Annotated in this window: 14 protein-coding genes; 2 read left to right on the forward strand and 12 right to left on the reverse strand. The window is 57.4% G+C overall.

The window, feature by feature from the left end; all coding sequences use genetic code 11:
- Positions 1 to 27 precede the first annotated feature (27 nt).
- The 8 genes from ACT3RW_RS14805 to ACT3RW_RS14840 form a co-directional block, all read right to left on the reverse strand.
- The gene (locus ACT3RW_RS14805) at positions 28 to 2604 is read right to left on the reverse strand and encodes a hypothetical protein (RefSeq protein ID WP_444614278.1); all 2577 of its coding nucleotides are present in this window, start codon (positions 2602 to 2604) and stop codon (positions 28 to 30) included.
- A complete protein-coding gene (locus ACT3RW_RS14810) occupies positions 2604 to 4100 on the reverse strand; it encodes a hypothetical protein (RefSeq protein WP_444614279.1) in 1497 nt (498 codons plus the stop codon). The genes ACT3RW_RS14805 and ACT3RW_RS14810 overlap by 1 nt, the downstream gene beginning before the upstream one ends.
- A gap of 57 nt (positions 4101 to 4157) precedes the next feature.
- Positions 4158 to 5054 (reverse strand): sigma factor-like helix-turn-helix DNA-binding protein, encoded by an 897-nt coding sequence (locus ACT3RW_RS14815; RefSeq protein WP_444614280.1) that lies wholly within the window; start codon positions 5052 to 5054, stop codon positions 4158 to 4160.
- Positions 5055 to 5083: 29 nt separating this feature from the next.
- Positions 5084 to 5524 carry a carboxymuconolactone decarboxylase family protein gene (locus ACT3RW_RS14820; RefSeq protein ID WP_444614281.1) on the reverse strand — a complete coding sequence of 147 codons (441 nt, stop codon included), beginning with the start codon at positions 5522 to 5524 and terminating at the stop codon, positions 5084 to 5086.
- Between the two features lie 136 nt (positions 5525 to 5660).
- On the reverse strand, positions 5661 to 7076 hold the full coding sequence (locus ACT3RW_RS14825) for a dihydrolipoamide acetyltransferase family protein (protein ID WP_444614282.1): 1416 nt from the start codon (positions 7074 to 7076) through the stop codon (positions 5661 to 5663).
- A 21-nt stretch (positions 7077 to 7097) separates the two neighbouring features.
- Positions 7098 to 8075 (reverse strand): alpha-ketoacid dehydrogenase subunit beta, encoded by a 978-nt coding sequence (locus tag ACT3RW_RS14830; RefSeq protein WP_444614283.1) that lies wholly within the window; start codon positions 8073 to 8075, stop codon positions 7098 to 7100.
- The gene (gene pdhA, locus ACT3RW_RS14835; RefSeq protein WP_444614284.1) at positions 8076 to 9218 is read right to left on the reverse strand and encodes a pyruvate dehydrogenase (acetyl-transferring) E1 component subunit alpha; all 1143 of its coding nucleotides are present in this window, start codon (positions 9216 to 9218) and stop codon (positions 8076 to 8078) included.
- Between the two features lie 121 nt (positions 9219 to 9339).
- Entirely contained in the window at positions 9340 to 10455 is a 1116-nt protein-coding gene (locus ACT3RW_RS14840; RefSeq protein WP_444614285.1) for a histidinol-phosphate transaminase, read from the reverse strand.
- An 82-nt stretch (positions 10456 to 10537) separates the two neighbouring features.
- Here ACT3RW_RS14840 and ACT3RW_RS14845 point away from each other — a divergent pair, with 82 nt between their 5' ends.
- A complete protein-coding gene (locus ACT3RW_RS14845) occupies positions 10538 to 10924 on the forward strand; it encodes a phage holin family protein (RefSeq protein WP_444614286.1) in 387 nt (128 codons plus the stop codon).
- Between the two features lie 96 nt (positions 10925 to 11020).
- On the opposite strand, the gene ACT3RW_RS14850 is transcribed toward ACT3RW_RS14845, so the two are convergent.
- A complete protein-coding gene (locus ACT3RW_RS14850; RefSeq protein ID WP_444614287.1) occupies positions 11021 to 12376 on the reverse strand; it encodes a hypothetical protein in 1356 nt (451 codons plus the stop codon).
- A 2-nt stretch (positions 12377 to 12378) separates the two neighbouring features.
- A complete protein-coding gene (locus ACT3RW_RS14855; protein WP_444614288.1) occupies positions 12379 to 12651 on the reverse strand; it encodes a hypothetical protein in 273 nt (90 codons plus the stop codon).
- A gap of 139 nt (positions 12652 to 12790) precedes the next feature.
- On the opposite strand from ACT3RW_RS14855, the gene purB reads away from it, so the two are divergent.
- Positions 12791 to 14200: an adenylosuccinate lyase gene (gene purB / locus ACT3RW_RS14860; RefSeq protein ID WP_444614289.1), complete on the forward strand. Its 1410-nt coding sequence runs from the start codon at positions 12791 to 12793 to the stop codon at positions 14198 to 14200.
- Positions 14201 to 14296: 96 nt separating this feature from the next.
- On the opposite strand, the gene hxlA is transcribed toward purB, so the two are convergent.
- Together hxlA and hxlB are read right to left on the reverse strand one after the other, a co-directional pair.
- Positions 14297 to 14920, reverse strand: coding sequence for a 3-hexulose-6-phosphate synthase (gene hxlA, locus ACT3RW_RS14865; RefSeq protein WP_444614290.1), 624 nt, complete (start codon positions 14918 to 14920; stop codon positions 14297 to 14299).
- Between the two features lie 62 nt (positions 14921 to 14982).
- Positions 14983 to 15579: a 6-phospho-3-hexuloisomerase gene (gene hxlB, locus ACT3RW_RS14870; RefSeq protein WP_444614291.1), complete on the reverse strand. Its 597-nt coding sequence runs from the start codon at positions 15577 to 15579 to the stop codon at positions 14983 to 14985.
- Positions 15580 to 15639: the final 60 nt, after the last annotated feature.

Consider the following 15639-nt stretch of genomic DNA (forward strand, 5'->3'; position numbering starts at 1 on the left):
GGCATGCTGGTTTTGCCGGGGTGAGCGCTACGCTTGCCCCGGCAAAACCACCTTCTGCGGTGCATCGCCGCCGGCACCTCGGCTGGCCAGCACCAGATCACGGGCGCGCTTGGCCACGTCGGCATCTCGTTCATCAAGCAAAGCCACCAGACGCTGCAGGTGCTCGGCCCGTGCCCCGAAGCTGGAGCCAAGGCGCTCGGACAGGCTCATGTTGGACAGCTCTTCTGCCTCGCGCCAGGCCATCATCAATGCGCGTTCGAATAGCCGCTGCCCAGCCTCATCCGCCCGGCCGGACTCTGAGGAACCCAAGACCGCCACCGCATTGATCTGCGAATCCTCCAGCCCCAAGGCCAGCTGCTCCAAACGCCTGCGGGTCTGCTCCAAGGCCCGCGAACCGTGGGAGAACCGGTTGATCCGCGACGTCGCACCCAACAGGTAGGCAACTAGCTGGATCAGGTTGAGCACGGTGAAGAAGAACATGAACGCGAGGATCCAAAACAGCAAGGTCGCGTTGTAGTCAGGTTCTTCATATCCTGCGCGCTTGAGCACCGTTGCGAAGTCCTCGGCCGCGTGGGCCACTTCCATCGATGGGTATCGGGATTCGTAGATGCTTCCGTACTCCCATCCCAAGGTGGACCCCCACGTAGCGGTTCCGCTGATCACTGCACCTGAGATCAGGCCGGGCATGATGCCCTTGCCTTCATCGGTGATCAGCAAAGGAACAATGGTGAGGTCTTCAGGCAATTCCTGATCGACCGGATCTATGCGGTCCTTGTACTCGTTCTTGATCCACCAAATTGCCTGCTGCACGCTGCGCGGAGTTGACTCGCGATATTCAGAGCCTTCCCTGGCATGCAATTCCAAATAGGATTCAGCATCACGCACCGCGACCAAGAGGTGCTGCTCTACTTCGAAGTCCTCTTCCATGTACTTGCGGATCTCGGATTCATCAACCAGACCGTTCTTGTCATCGATTTCCAGCACCATGCCCTGGCCCGAGCCCTCATAGGTGGCCCGAGGTTTTTTGGTGGCGTTGTAGACGATGATTCCCGCGGCAATCAGGCTGGCGCACAACAGTACTGCGAGTAGTCCGATGATCTTGGCACGGCCGAGTTTGCCCGGTTCATCCTTGCCTCCAGGGCGTGCCGCAGCCAGTTTGTCCAGCAACGCAGCTAGCCACGAGGTGCCCTTGGTTTCTGTTTTCTGGCTTTGGTCGGTGCTGAGCGTATCGCCGAGAATTGACCGAGCCACGCTGTTGGCCACATGCAATTGATGCAAAGCGCCCTGCTGCGAGACCGGCGCCAAACCCAGGGTCGAGCGCAACTGGTTATGCTCCGCTGCTACCTCGGGGATGGGTGAGCGCTTCCCGTGGGGATAACGGCGCAACTGGCGGATCAGGCGCCCAGCGATCCTCGACAATTCTTCTTCGGCGCTCGCCCAGGCTTGCACCGCGTTGTTCTGTTTCGCGTCGCCTTCGGCGGCATCCAGCAAGGCTCCCAAGGATTCGCGAAGCGCCGTCAGGTCGGCGCCGGCCACCATTTTTCCGGGGGCGTTTTCCAACCTGATCAGCAGCTCTGTGGCGGCATCGTTGATCGGGGTGCTGAGCTGGTCGAAAGTGGATCCGGTACCGGCCAGGCGCGCATGGACCGATCCGGCGCCCATGAGGCTGTCGGCCAGGGTGGTGAGCTTGCGGGTGGTGGCTTCAAAACCGGCGAGCTGTTCGCCAGTTTTCTTGGCCAGGCATTGTTCGCCATCGAAGATCGCTGCAACCAGCGGATCTTCATTGCGAGCCGCATTCAGGGACAGCTTCTGCAGCTGGTTCCAGGCTTTGGTGAACCCTTCGGGGCGCTTCGACTCATCGGTAGCGACGTAGGTGGCTTCCAAGGCTGCCAGATCCAGTACCACGCGGGCCAGCTTGCGTTGGGCTACAGCCAGCCGACGGTGCCGGGACTCCCACCGCGAACGGAAACGCAACGCCGGAACGAGGAACGCGGCCGTGAGCATTGCGCTCAGACCCACCGCCGAGAACCAGAACATGACCGAACTTGTCGGGGATTGATCCAGCACCACCGAAGCGGTATGCGCCGCAGCTACCACGGCTTTGACGCCGTGGCCTACGGAGACGTTCTTGGTGAAGGCATTCTCGATGTCGTAGCGGGCGTCGGTCCGCTCTTCCTTGCTGCCAGTGAGATTCTCGGCCAGCGCCACCCCGCTGAAACGCTCATCAACGTCCGTGTTCTTGGGATCCAGGTCCTCCAGCTTGGACGAGATGATGATCTGCCCGTCAGGCACTTGGCCGCGAAGAGTTTCATCACCAGTCAGCCAACGGTCCACCAGGATCACGGTCAACGGCTGCGAGGACCGCACCGGATGCTCAGCTAATTCGGCGTTGACGCGTTCCTGGCTGATATTAAAATCTTGCTGTCCCTGGACCTGCACGGTGACTTCATAGGGCAGCGGGACGCTGGCCGCGTGAAGTGCGAACGCTGCGCGGACGCCGAGCATCGCGGTGACCACCGCAAGGAAAAGAGCGACAAAAGCCGTCCAATGATAGGGCCGGCGCAAACGGCGCCCCATGGAATCGTGCATCAACCGGGCGGCCATTATTTCCGCCCGCCAACGGGTGCAAATACGCGGAGCACCGAAATCGGGTCATTGGGTTTGGCTCCCTCACGCGGCAAGAAGGCGAACAGTTGCTCCTCAAGCTTCGCGTCGACTTTAATCTGGACCGCCTCGGCTTGGGACAGCGCCAGGTCAATCAGGGAATCCAGCTCATCACGGAGCACCCACAAGTCTTCCAGCAGCTGCGCTGGCTCCGCAGGTCCAGGCTTGGATGTGGCGCGTTCATGCAACTGGTCAAGGGCATCGGTGTGGGTGACGATCGCGGTGCGAATCTGCGGCACCACCTGCAGGCCGGAGGCCCCTTCGTGGTCGATCAGCTGAACCAGCAGCTGCAGTCCGCCGCGATGTTGTTCGATGATCTGGTTCCATGACTTCACCGAATTGCCGGCGGTGTCGCTGAGGCTGCGGGCCAGCTCTACCGCGCGGCGCAGCAAGCCCAAGTGCTCGGCTTGCTCTTCGAGCCGCAAGGCCTGCTTTTCGGAAATCTTCCCTTCGACGATGGCGCCCTGCATGTCCTCGGTCACCGACCCATTCTCAGCAAGCTCGCGCTGCGCTTGGATTTCTTTCAACGTCTGAGCGCTGCGGTTCGAAACCCGTGCATCAACAGCGGTCGTCGGAGTACGGCGCAGTGCGTTGAGATCCTGCTGAATCGTGGATTCCCAGACTTCAGCTTTCTTGAGGCGCTTCTTGGCTGCGGCCTGCACATCATTGCGGCGCTTCTGGCGAAGTCCGACAAAGACGAGAACCGCGACAATCAGCAAGAGCACGCCGAAAACAATGCCCATGGCAATTCTCTTGTCCAGCGGCGCACGGAGATTCTCGGTGGTGGAGATGGCGACTGCGCTGATTCCAGCGGTGTAATCGCCAGCCTCGAAATACCTAGTGCCGGCGTCCAGGATCTTGTCTTTGCTTCCGGTTTCGGTTTCCCTCACGTTGCGCCCGGGATCAACGAAGACTTCGACCTCGCCGTCGGGCGATTCGGGGAGCATTACGCCTACCGCAATCCAGCCCTCGCCAACGTAGCCTTTCGTTTTGCCGTTCTCCAGCCAGTCATCGCTCATGGCGTCGCTGTCGCCGAACATCAGCATGCCTCGTACCAGTTGGCTGGCGCCTTTGAGATTATTGGGTTTTTTATCCACGCCCAACAGGATTTTTGCGTTCTGCCCATCGACGGCTTCACGGACCGCATCCATGATTTTCTGCGAATCAACGTCATCGATCGCGGTATCGGTGACGGCAAGATACATCTTGCCTTCTTGGGAAGTCACCGATGGGATGAGAATGGTGTCCTCATCCTCTGATTCGCTGTTTGGCGAGGCCGAGGGGTACACGGGTTCCGAGGATTGCATGGTGGTAGCCTGTATGGCCCCCTGCGCCGGATGGCTGGGCGCGCCAAGACTTAAGGTGCCTGCTAAGGCCACCGTGCAGGCTACTGAAACAGCGCGGCGCAGTGACTTTTCTAGGCTGGTGCGAGTCATGAAAACTACTGTATCAACAGGGCGTTGACTAACTATTGCAGCATGTCGTCGTCTCAACTAGGTCGCAAGCGCGTCCCAGTCCCCGCCAACGAGACCTAATTTGTCGGGGTTCGAGACCTGCAGTATCTGCTGAACCGACCCGGAAACCACGTCGATGACCAGCACGTCTTCCCGGCCTTCAATGGCAAACCGCAAGGCCGGTTCGCCATTGACCCTGCCGGTGGATATCTGGCGTCCCGGGTTCTTCCGCTCTACACCAATCATGAAACGAGCAATCCGCTGTGCCCCAACAACCGGGTTGCGCGCTGCCCGGACCTTTCCTCCGCCGTCGGAGTACAGCACTGCATCCTGGGCCAGAAGCTTGACCACACCATCGATGTCAGCACGATGGATGGCCTGGACAATCTCGGTCAGGATCGACGAGACACTGGAGACATCGTGTTGTGCAGTCCTAGCTTGCCCCAGCTTCTTGGCCGCCCTGCTCAGCAGCTTCCGCACGGCCGCCGGCGAGCTTTCAAGCACTGGCGCGATGTCAGTGGCCGAATACCCCAAGGCATGGTGGAGCACGTAGGCGGCCCTGGCCTGCGGGGAAAGTTCCTCAAGCAGCATCAGGACCCCCAGGCGCAGCATCGAATCATTGATCGCGGCCTCTTCGGGCAGCATCTGCTGGTCGATAGGCTCCGGAAGCCAGGAACCGACATAGTCGGTGCGCTGGTGCTCGGCCGAGCGCAAGACATCGATGGATCGGCGGGTGGTCAACGTCGTGAGGAATGCCGGCCAGTTCTGCACCGCATCCGCCTGGCCAGGCTCAAGCTTGAAGACCTGTTCGCCGACTGCGGCGACCACGTCTTCAGCCTGAGCCCAGACACCGAGCATGTTGTAGGCCAGCACCGTCAGCCGGGGCTTGGACTCGTGCCAATGCTCCAGCGCGGCCGTCGCTTCTGGTTGTTCCACGCGCCCGATCGTATCAGCAGCTCTGGGCATTAACCGCGTACGGGTGGTTCCAGCTGGGTGGTGATCGCGATGCGATTCCAGACATTGATCGTGGCAATAGCCAAGATCAGATTGCCTACTTCTTCCTCGCTGAATTCTTCGGCAGCGTCATTCCAGACTTCGTCGCTGACCCCGCGTGAGGAATCCAGTCGCGTGACCTCATCGGTCAAGCGCAGGGCCGCGCGCTCTGCATCGCTGAACAGCGGCGAATCGTTGTATGCGGCCACGGCGAAGAGCTTCGCCGCCGGGATGCCCATGGCCATCGCGTCATGCGAATGCATGTCCGTGCAGAACGAGCATCCGTTGAGGATCGAAGCACGCAGCTTGACCAGTTCGTAGAGTTCCTTCGGCACCGACGAGCTGGCATAGGATTCCAATCCCAAGACAGCTGCGTAGCCCTTTTTATGAGTATTGCTCAAGTTCATGCGCATGGCGCTGCTCCCCTTCAATCGATGTTGTAGGCATTGTTTGTGCCTTCACTACATACGTCGAAACAGGGAGCTTAACTGTGACACCCCCGAAGAAGAACTTTTCAAAGTCTTCCTCGGGGGTGCCAACCAGGTCGTGCTAGTCGAGCAGCATCGCTGGCTCCTGCAGGATGGAAGCCACATCAGCCATGAAACGAGCCGAGAGGTCACCGTCTACAACGCGGTGGTCGAAGGAACCGCCCAGCGTGGTGATCCAGCGTGGAACGACTTCGCCATCAACGACCCATGGCTTCTGGCGGATGGTGCCGAAGGCAACGATCGCGACTTCACCCGGGTTGATGATCGGGGTACCGGTATCAATGCCCAGCGCACCGATATTGGTGATGCTCAGCGAACCATCACGCATGTCCTCTGGACGGGTCTTGCCGGCACGAGCGGTGGTGGCCAGCTCGTTCAGGGCAATAGCCAGTTCCTTCATGTTCAGGTTCTGGGCATCCTTGATATTCGGTACCAGCAGGCCGCGCGGGGTGGCTGCGGCGATGCCCAGGTTCATGAAGCGCTTCTGGTGGATTTCCGCTCCGTTTTCGGTTTCCACCCAGCTGGCGTTCACCGAAGGGTTGCGGGCCGCAGCCCAGATGACCGCGCGAGCCAGCACCAGCAGCGGGGAGACCTTGATGCCTTCGAAGTCGCGGGACTTCTTCAGCCGCTGCACGTACTCCATGGTGCGGCTGGCATCCACGTCAACGAAGATCGAGACATGCGGCGCAGTGAAGGCCGAGTCCACCATCGCCTTGGCGGTAGCCTTGCGGACGCCGCGCACCGGGGTGCGTTCCACACGGGCATCTGCCAGCTGGCCGTGAGCCCAGTAGGTTGGCGCTGCGGCGTGCTCGGCTTCGCGCTGGGCCTGGTAGCTGTTCACATCTTCGCGGGTAATTTCGCCCTGGGTTCCGGTGCCGACAACATCGTTGATATCGATGCCCAGCTCCTTGGCCAGGCGGCGTACCGGCGGTTTGGCCAATACCCGGTCTACGAAGCTGGCCATGGCAGGCTTGCGGCGATCGACTTCTTCGCGCACGACGCTGCCCAGCGACTGGGCGCGACGGGAAATGGTGTCAGCCAGTGCTGCGCCGGAGTTGCGCACTGCCGCAGTGCGGGCGCCGGTGGCCGATGGGGCTGGACGGCTGGTGCGCTGGCGGCGTACTGACGAGTCAGCGGTGGGCCCGGAGCCGACCAGCGGGCCGGGTTCTTCGGAGGCCTGCGGGGCCGCGGTATTCAGCGCTTCCACCGGTTCTGGCACGCCGGTTGGCGGTGTGGCATCGCCGTCCTGGTCAATGCTGATCAGCGGGTGATCCACCAATACGGTGTCGCCTTCGGCGGCGTGCAGTTCAGTGACAACGCCGGCAAACGGGCACGGCAATTCAACAAGTGACTTTGCGGTTTCAATTTCCACAAAAATCTGGTTGACCTCGACGGTGTCGCCGACCTTGACCTTCCAGGAAGCAATGTCCGCTTCGGTCAGGCCTTCGCCCACATCGGGGAGATTAAAGACTGTCATGTTTACTCCTTGGGTTCCGCTTTAGTAAGCGAAGGACCGGTCGAGGGCTTCAAGCAACTTGTCGATGTCCGGCAGGTACTGGGACTCCACTTTGGAAATTGGATACGGCATGTGGAATCCACCAACACGCAGTACCGGAGCTTCCAAGGAAAGGAAAGCACGTTCGGTGATTCGCGCAGCGATTTCGCCACCAATACCGCCGAAGGTCGGAGCCTCGTGGGTGACGATCAGGCGTCCGGTCTTCTGCACCGACTCGGTGATGGTGTCAAAGTCGATCGGTGAAATCGAGCGTAGATCAATGACCTCAATGCTGCGGCCATCTTCCAGCGCAGCGTCCGCGGTAGCCAAGGCAATTGGAACCAGTGGACCGTAAGCCACGATGGTGGCGTCGGTACCTGGGCGAACTACCTGTGCTTTGAAAGCATCCAAGGCCGGAGTTTCGGTATCGACTTCACCCTTGAGCCAGTAACGGCGCTTAGGTTCAAAGAAGATCACCGGGTCCTGGCATGCGGCAGCTTGCTGGATCATCCAGTAGGCGTCGTGTGCGTTGGATGGGGTGATGATGCGCAGGCCTGCGGTGTGGGCAAAGAGCGCTTCCGGGGATTCAGAGTGATGCTCAATGGAACCGATGCCGCCACCGTAAGGAATGCGGATGACTACCGGAGCAGTCAAACGTCCCTCTGAGCGTGCGTGCATTTTGGCCAGCTGGGTAGTGATCTGGTTAAAGGCAGGGAAAACAAAACCATCAAACTGGATCTCAACAATGGGGCTGAATCCACGAAGGGCCATGCCCACCGCGGTGCCAACAATGCCCGCTTCACCCAGTGGTGAATCGATCACACGATGTGCACCGTGCTTGGTGATCAGTCCGTCGGTGACACGGTAAACGCCGCCAAGGCGTCCGATGTCTTCACCCATAAGCAACGACTTGTCGTCACCCTCAAGAATTTTGTCCAGGCCGGAGGTAATTGCTTTGGCCAGGGTCATTGTGGTGGTCATTTACTGCTCTCCCTCGGCCGCATCAGCGAATCCTGCTTCATATTCCAAATGCCAGGCCAGTTCTTCCTGGATCAGTGGATGCGCTTCTGCATATACCTGTTCAAAGGACTTCGCCAGTGGTGGAACAGGGAAGGCCATGGCGTCTTCGCGGACCTTGGCTGCCATTGCGTCTGCGTCGGTGGAAAGCTGTTCAAAGAACGCTTCATCAACGAGGTTGTTGTCGCGTAGGTAGGTTTCGAGTCGAATCAGCGGATCCTTGGGAGCCCACTGCTTTTCCTCTTCGCTCATGCGGTACTTGGTGGGATCATCGGCGGTGGTGTGTGCACCGAGTCGGTAGGTCACCGCTTCGATCAATACCGGTCCCTTGCCACTGCGGGCATGTTCCAGCGCCCAACGAGTTACTGCAAGAACAGCCAAGACGTCGTTGCCGTCAACGCGTACACCAGGCATGCCGTAGCCGATGGCACGGTTGACCAGTGGGACCTTGGACTGTACTTCGAATGGCACAGAGATGGCGTATTGGTTGTTCTGGCAGAAGTACACCACTGGGGCGTTGAACGAGTTGGCGAAGACCATGGACTCGTGGGTTTCACCTTCGGTGGATGATCCGTCACCGAAGTACGCTACGACGGCGTTGCCTTCGGCTGCACGGCGTTCTTCGTCCCAGCCATGCTGCTCCATGTTCATCGCCATGGCGTAGCCAGCTGCATGTGGCATCTGTGCGGCAAGAACCATGGTGTACATGTGGAAGTTGTTTTCCCGAGGATCCCAACCGCCACCGGAAATGCCGCGGAAGAGGCGGAGCATCTCCGAGAATGAAACGTCGCGGGTCAGCGCTACGCCGTGTTCGCGGTAAGTAGGGAAGATATAGTCGTTCGGCCGGGTGGCACGACCCGAACCAATCTGGGCTGCTTCCTGTCCGCGCAGCGGAACCCAAAGCGCCAGTTGGCCCTGACGCTGCAGCGCCGTGGCTTCTTGGTCAAAACGGCGAGTCATTGCCATATCGCGGTAGAAACCGCGCAGCATCTGATCGTCAACGTCACCCAGATACGCGTCATACGTTTCGTGGGAGTGACGCTGGCCGTCCGGGGTCAGGATCTGAATTAGATCCGACTCCGTCGCCTCGGTAGCAGCACGCGTCATTTATCTTCCTTTGATCATAAATATGCCCCAGACGGAATACATTCCGCATGGGACATATACGGCTTGTCTAACTCCTAAGCCTATAGCTATTGACCGCTAAAACGCGAGATAACGAGTCCGATCAGCTGTCCGCCAAGTCCCGTGATTCCTTGCACAGTTCAATGAATCGATCATTCGCTTCAATTTCACCGATGGATACTCGCACACCTTCGTTCGCAAAACCGCGCACCGAAAGTGCCACCGCATTGGCTCGCTCAACGAACTGGCTGGTCTTTTCAGCCAGTGGGAGCCAGACGAAATTTGCCTGCGTTGAAGGAATATTCCAGCCTTGTTCTACCAAGGCAGCAACCACTCGTTCGCGCTCCTGAACCAACGATTCAACGCGTTCCAGAACTTGATCAATATGTTCTAGCGACGCCACAGCTGCGTCTTCGGCGACGCTGGATACCGCAAACGGCGTAGCCATCACGCGAATGTTGTTGGTGATTGAGGGGTGGGCGACTGAGTAACCCACGCGGAGATTAGCCAGACCATGAGCTTTAGAGAAGGTACGCAGCAGAACCACGTTTTCATTCTCATTGTAGGTATGGATTCCATCCACGGATTTCTCATCACGGACAAACTCGATATAGGCCTCATCCAAAACCACAAGGACGTTCTTGGGCACCCGGGCCAGGAAGTCATCAACTTCGGCCTGAGTCAGAATTGGACCCGTTGGGTTATTTGGGGTGCATAAGAGAATCACCGATGTGTTTTCGTTCACGGCCGCGATCATTGACTCAAGATCATGGCGACCATCCTCGAGCAACGGGATCTCAACAGGAAGAGCACCCGCAGTCTGAACCAGAATCGGGTAGGCCTCGAAGGATCGCCAAGCGTAGATCACTTCATCTTGTATGCCATCTTCATTCTGTCCCGCAAAGGTATTGAGGATCTGAGTCAGCGCACCGAGGGAACCAGCCCCGGTCACGATATCTTCGGCAGGTACATCCAAGTAATCAGAGAGTGCTTCGCGCAATTTGCTCGATAGCGGATCCGGGTAACGGTTCAAGTTGCTCTGCCCATTGACCGCCTGTTGCACCGCTTCAAGCGGTCCAAAAGGGATCTCATTCGACGAGAGCTTGTAGGGCGTAATACCTTCCACCACTTTAGGCGGCTTGCCCGCTGCGTACTTTGGTAAACGTGCAACAACGGGACGTGGCTGCACCTGGCCTGGGGTCACCGGATTCTCAGTCATGCTTCAAAGCCTAGTACGCAATTCAAGGCTGATTACATCCATCCCACATTCTTGTCTCAGCTTTTTATGCCAGAGTTAAAGCATGAGCTTCCTGATTCGAGTCATCATTAATGCTTTGGCTTTGGCCGCGGCAGTCTGGATTGTCCCAGGCCTGAAGATTGGCGCCGTAGGCGACGGTGCAGTAAACACCGCCATCGCGTACCTGATCGTCGCAGTGATCTTCGGTTTGGTGAACGCCCTAGTTCGCCCAATCGTCAAGTTCTTCACCCTGCCCATCACCTGCTTGACCCTAGGCTTGTTCACCATCGTGATCAACGCACTGATGCTACTGCTGACGTCATGGCTGACAACTTTCACGCCCATCGAATTTGTGATCGAACATTTCTGGTGGGATGCCATCGCCGGAACCATCATCATTGCGATCATTTCGGCAGTTCTGGGATTGTTCGTCAAGAGCGACAAGAACTAAACGACAATAACTAAACACAGCAACTTCGCCTAGCTGCGCAGAAGGTGGTTTCCATTGGAAGCCACCTTCTTTTTGGCTCCTCACACCGTCCTCTATTTAGTGCCCGGGCGAGATAGTGCCGAGATGTTTAACCACTTTTTCTTGCTGTTCCTTAGTCATCGTCCTGGGCTTTCGTTGGATTTTGAACTTTTGAGTCTTGATCGGAGTTCTCGGCAGGTGGAAAGCATCAAGTTTCTCCCTGACTTCTGGCCGAGTGTCCAGATCAAGTTCTTGTAGGTGGTCTCCATAGTTGATGAGCTTGTGTGGAGTCCCGAAAGTGGATTCCTCACGAGTGAGCCGTTTGATGCGTTCGCTTGGCCCATCAAAAATCGTGGTGAGATGGTGACGCCCACGATTCTTATTCGGGGTGCCATCTAGGCCTGGAACCATGTCTTTCTGATCTTCAAGGGACAAGCTGCGCACATCATCCGGGATGTCGATACTGGCTATAGGCGAGCCCAAGGTAATCATCTTGTTCAGTTTGAACTTGCCCTTCAGCTTCTTGTTCTTCATCAGCTGCGCGGCGTGAATACCGCCTTGAGAATAACCAGAGAACGTCACCTTGGACCCATCTTTGGCTCCGCTGTCTTCTAGAGCTTGAGCTATGGCATCCGCATAGTTCTCGGACTCATACCCGAAGCCATCTCCAACGCCCACATCATCAAACGGCGACTCGTATTCTCGTCCGTCCTGGGTTCCCGGCAGCACAACGATATAACTGTCCTTATCGGTCTGCACGACCATGAACTTTCCATTTTCTTCAGGTCCTTGGTCTTCAAGCATGCTGTGTAACTCATAATAGCTATCTAACCCACCGCCCACGCTGACATATTCAGGTGGATCCTTCTGCGTAATCACGATTTCTTTGTTCTGCTGGTTTCTGAAATGCCGAAGCACGGTTGCAAGATGTTTGGTTTGGTTCACGATTTGCTGCCCAAAAGTCTGCCCCCATCCCGAAGTTAGATCTATGCGGAAGAACATCATCAGCCGGAGCGCCGTTTCCATGTCTTCGGTGGACGGCCGCATGTCGTTGTCTTTCATCCCGGAAAAAATCTGGGAGATCGCGTGTGGAACTGAGGTCAAGAGAATTTCATGCTCAACTCTGGCTTCCGCCGCTTCGTAGTTCCCGCGTGCCTGACCAATAGTCGCTGTGATGTCTTTGCTCTCTGCACTGGAGAGGTTAATCAGCACCAGTCCCCCGTCCAGTTTGGAGGCCAGGACGTCAAGGCTCGGGCTGCGCACAACTTTGCACACACTCATGCCCAGCGCGCTGAGCCGATGTTGGCTTTGTTCTGCAGCACGCTGCGCTGCTTTGACCCGCTGTTGAACCTCTTCAAGATCTCGGGTGACCTTTTGACACACCAGATAGGCCTTGGCGTAATCAAACTCGTTGTAACTGACTTCATACCCCATGATCAGAAGACCAATTTCTGCTTCATGATTTCTAGTTCCAGCTCCTGAATCTCACGAGTCGCACTGCTCATGTAGCCCTCAGCGTCAGCCAGCACCTGGTTGAGATTCTCAAGCCATGAGCTCAGATTAACCACGCGATCATAAAAGGCCTGTCCAGCCTCAGATTGCCAAGTCAGTGAGCCAATGGAATCAAGCTGAGTAATGGCAAATCTCGTCGTCTTCTGAGCATCATCCAGCTGAAACGCCATCGAGTCCAACGTCGCCGAGAACATCATTTTCTTGCTCCTTATCAATCGATTCTTGAACCTCATCATGAGCGCGAGAGGTTAGCTAGAACCAAGGAATGCTCCCCGTTGTGGAAACCTGTCGGATGTAAAAGATGTGATGGACGGCAAGGGATGGAAGAATATGAGTATGGCTGAGATTGCGCGCACTTCCCTTGCTAATGAACCACTGGCACTAACTGCCCTAGACGGTCGCTACCGCAGCGCCGTGGCACCGCTGGTTGACTACCTATCCGAAGCGGCTCTGAACCGCGATCGTGTTCACGTTGAAGTTGAATGGCTGATCCATTTGACCGACAACTCCGTTCTTCCGGGCACCTCCCCGCTCACCGATGAGCAGAAGGCGGCCCTACGCAAGATCGTCACCGACTTCAACGCAGAGTCCGTGAAGGAACTGGCTGAAATTGAAGCAGTGACCGTTCACGACGTGAAGGCAGTCGAGTACTACATCGCTAACCGTCTAGAAGCTATTGGCATTGGCAACCTCAAGCCATTGGTCCACTTCGGTTGCACCTCGGAAGACATCAACAACCTCTCCTACGCACTGGGTGTTCAGGGCGGCGTCACCGGAGTTTGGCTGCCAGCAGCCCGCGACCTGGTAGCTCAGATCACCAAGATGGCTGAAGAGTCCCGCGAAGTTCCAATGCTCTCGCGTACCCACGGCCAGCCAGCGACCCCAACCACCTTGGGCAAGGAACTGGCAGTACTTGCATGGCGTTTGACCCGTCAGCTGGACCGTATCGAGAAGACCGAGTACTTGGGCAAGATCAACGGTGCCACCGGTACCTACGCTGCTCACTACGCTTCGGTTCCATCCGCCGACTGGCAGCAGGTTTCCCGCAGCTTTGTTGAGCACTTGGGTCTGACCTGGAACCCACTGACTACCCAGATCGAATCCCACGACTGGCAGGCCGAGGTCTACGCAGATATCGCGCGCTTCAACCGCATTCTGCACAACCTCTGCACCGACGTGTGGAGCTACATCTCCATTGGCTACTTCGTACAGATCCCAGTGGCAGGTGCCACCGGTTCCTCGACCATGCCACACAAGGTCAACCCAATCCGTTTCGAGAACGCTGAAGCGAACTTGGAAATCTCCAACGGCCTACTGGACACCTTGGGTTCCACCTTGGTCACCAGCCGCTGGCAGCGAGATCTGACCGACTCCTCCTCGCAGCGCAACATCGGTACCGCCATTGGTCACTCGGTGCTTGCTATCTCCAACGTTGCCAAGGGTCTTGACCGTTTGGACGTTGCCGAGGCTGTACTGGCTGACGATTTGGACCACAACTGGGAAGTTCTTGCCGAGGCTATCCAGATGGTTATGCGCGCCGAGGCTATCGCCGGCGTTGAAGGCATGGACAACCCATACGAGCGTCTGAAGGACCTGACCCGCGGACACCGTGTGGATGCAGCTCGACTGAAGGAATTTGTTGGTGAGCTTGGATTGTCCGCAGATGCGCAAGAGCGTTTGCAGAACATGACTCCAGGTACCTACAACGGTATTGCTTCGCAGTTGGTTGACCACCTGAAGAAGTAGATCCTCGAGGATCTCGGGATCAAAAATAGAACGGTGTCGCAGCCATCTGGCTGCGGCACCGTTCTATTTTTAGGTCAGCTAACTGCTCTTCGCAGTTTAGACCAAGGCCTCGCGCAGTGCGCGGGCAGCAACTGCAGGATCTGCAGCGCTGTAGATTGCTCCACCGGCAACAGCCACGTCGGCTCCGGCCTTCTGAACCTCGGCAATGGTGCTGATGCTAACTCCGCCGGCTACCGAGAATGGAACGGCAGCTAGGGTTCCCGCGGTGAGCAGAGAAGTCAGGTCGTAGCCTGGCTGCGCCTGCTCATCAAGGCCGGCGTGGAACTCGACAAACTGGGCACCCAAGGCAATAACTTCCTTGGCACGTGCAGCCTTGTCGGCAACGCCGATCAGGTCAACAACGATGCCCTTGTTACGCTCTTTGGCTGCCTTGACTGCGCCGGCCACGGTGGAGTCATCGGCGCTGCCAAGAACAGAAACCAAGTCTGCTCCTGCGGCGAAAGCAATGTCAGCTTCCAGTTCACCGGCATCCATGGTCTTCATATCGGCGAATACTAGCTTGTCTGGGTGAGCACTCTTGATCGCTGCAACCGCAGAGAGGCCCTCAGCCTTGATCAACGGGGTACCCAATTCAATGATGTCCACGTACGGTGCAACTTTCGCTGCAAGTTCCAGTGCTTCCTGAGTGGTGAGCAAATCGATAGCTACTTGAATTTTCATGATGGTGCCTTTCAATCGGTTTTTGGGTCAAAAAATTTGGGGTCTTCGCCAGTACTTGATGACTATTCGAGGTTGGCGTGCCGCAACCAGAGTTCTTCTGCGGATGCCTCGACGGTGTCCCACAAGCTGTGGAACAAGGACTCGGTCACCAAGAACAGGGCCTGTTCAAACAGGCTTCCGGAGTACTGAGCAGATACTGCCGAACCATGATCAGTTTTGCGCGCTGCTGGTACTTCAATCACCGCGTTGGCCAACAGTGCCAAGGGCGACTGTGAGTCAGTGGTTACAGCTGCAATAGTTGCGCCGAGCTGCGCCGCGGTCTGCGCGTTGCGCACTACCCCTGCAGTAGTTCCTGAACCGGAAGCCACCAGCAAGATGTCGGATGCGGTGATTGCTGGCGTGGTGGTATCGCCCACCACGTGCACATTCATTCCTAGATGCATCAACCGCATTACTGCCATACGCAGGGCCAATCCACTACGTCCCGCACCGGTGACAAAGACACGTTCCGCTGCGCGAACTAGCTGTGCAACTTCCGCCACTTGCGCCGGATCTACCGCCTGCAAGACCTCGGTGATCTCGCGTTGGATCAAGTCTTGTGCGGCCGAGATATTTGCGCCGCTAATCTGCTGCCGTGGTTTGCTTTGCGTGGTGCTCATGGCGCTCCCCTCGATTCTCTGACTCGGGTTTCGCATGAAATCCCGTCTGCTTCTATTCCA

It is taken from the genome of Glutamicibacter sp. AOP5-A2-18 (assembly GCF_052446055.1).
Classification (GTDB): domain Bacteria; phylum Actinomycetota; class Actinomycetes; order Actinomycetales; family Micrococcaceae; genus Glutamicibacter.

What these genes read in the sequence shown, in the direction of transcription:
- ACT3RW_RS14805 (WP_444614278.1), bottom strand. Translation starts at nt 2,604, where the DNA reads ATGGCCGCCCGGTTGATGCACGATTCCATGGGGCGCCGTTTGCGCCGG.
- ACT3RW_RS14810 (WP_444614279.1), bottom strand. Translation starts at nt 4,100, where the DNA reads ATGACTCGCACCAGCCTAGAAAAGTCACTGCGCCGCGCTGTTTCAGTA.
- ACT3RW_RS14820 (WP_444614281.1), bottom strand. Translation starts at nt 5,524, where the DNA reads ATGCGCATGAACTTGAGCAATACTCATAAAAAGGGCTACGCAGCTGTC.
- ACT3RW_RS14825 (WP_444614282.1), bottom strand. Translation starts at nt 7,076, where the DNA reads ATGACAGTCTTTAATCTCCCCGATGTGGGCGAAGGCCTGACCGAAGCG.
- ACT3RW_RS14830 (WP_444614283.1), bottom strand. Translation starts at nt 8,075, where the DNA reads ATGACCACCACAATGACCCTGGCCAAAGCAATTACCTCCGGCCTGGAC.
- pdhA (WP_444614284.1), bottom strand. Translation starts at nt 9,218, where the DNA reads ATGACGCGTGCTGCTACCGAGGCGACGGAGTCGGATCTAATTCAGATC.
- ACT3RW_RS14840 (WP_444614285.1), bottom strand. Translation starts at nt 10,455, where the DNA reads ATGACTGAGAATCCGGTGACCCCAGGCCAGGTGCAGCCACGTCCCGTT.
- ACT3RW_RS14845 (WP_444614286.1), top strand. Translation starts at nt 10,538, where the DNA reads ATGAGCTTCCTGATTCGAGTCATCATTAATGCTTTGGCTTTGGCCGCG.
- ACT3RW_RS14850 (WP_444614287.1), bottom strand. Translation starts at nt 12,376, where the DNA reads ATGGGGTATGAAGTCAGTTACAACGAGTTTGATTACGCCAAGGCCTAT.
- ACT3RW_RS14855 (WP_444614288.1), bottom strand. Translation starts at nt 12,651, where the DNA reads ATGATGTTCTCGGCGACGTTGGACTCGATGGCGTTTCAGCTGGATGAT.
- purB (WP_444614289.1), top strand. Translation starts at nt 12,791, where the DNA reads ATGGCTGAGATTGCGCGCACTTCCCTTGCTAATGAACCACTGGCACTA.
- hxlA (WP_444614290.1), bottom strand. Translation starts at nt 14,920, where the DNA reads ATGAAAATTCAAGTAGCTATCGATTTGCTCACCACTCAGGAAGCACTG.
- hxlB (WP_444614291.1), bottom strand. Translation starts at nt 15,579, where the DNA reads ATGAGCACCACGCAAAGCAAACCACGGCAGCAGATTAGCGGCGCAAAT.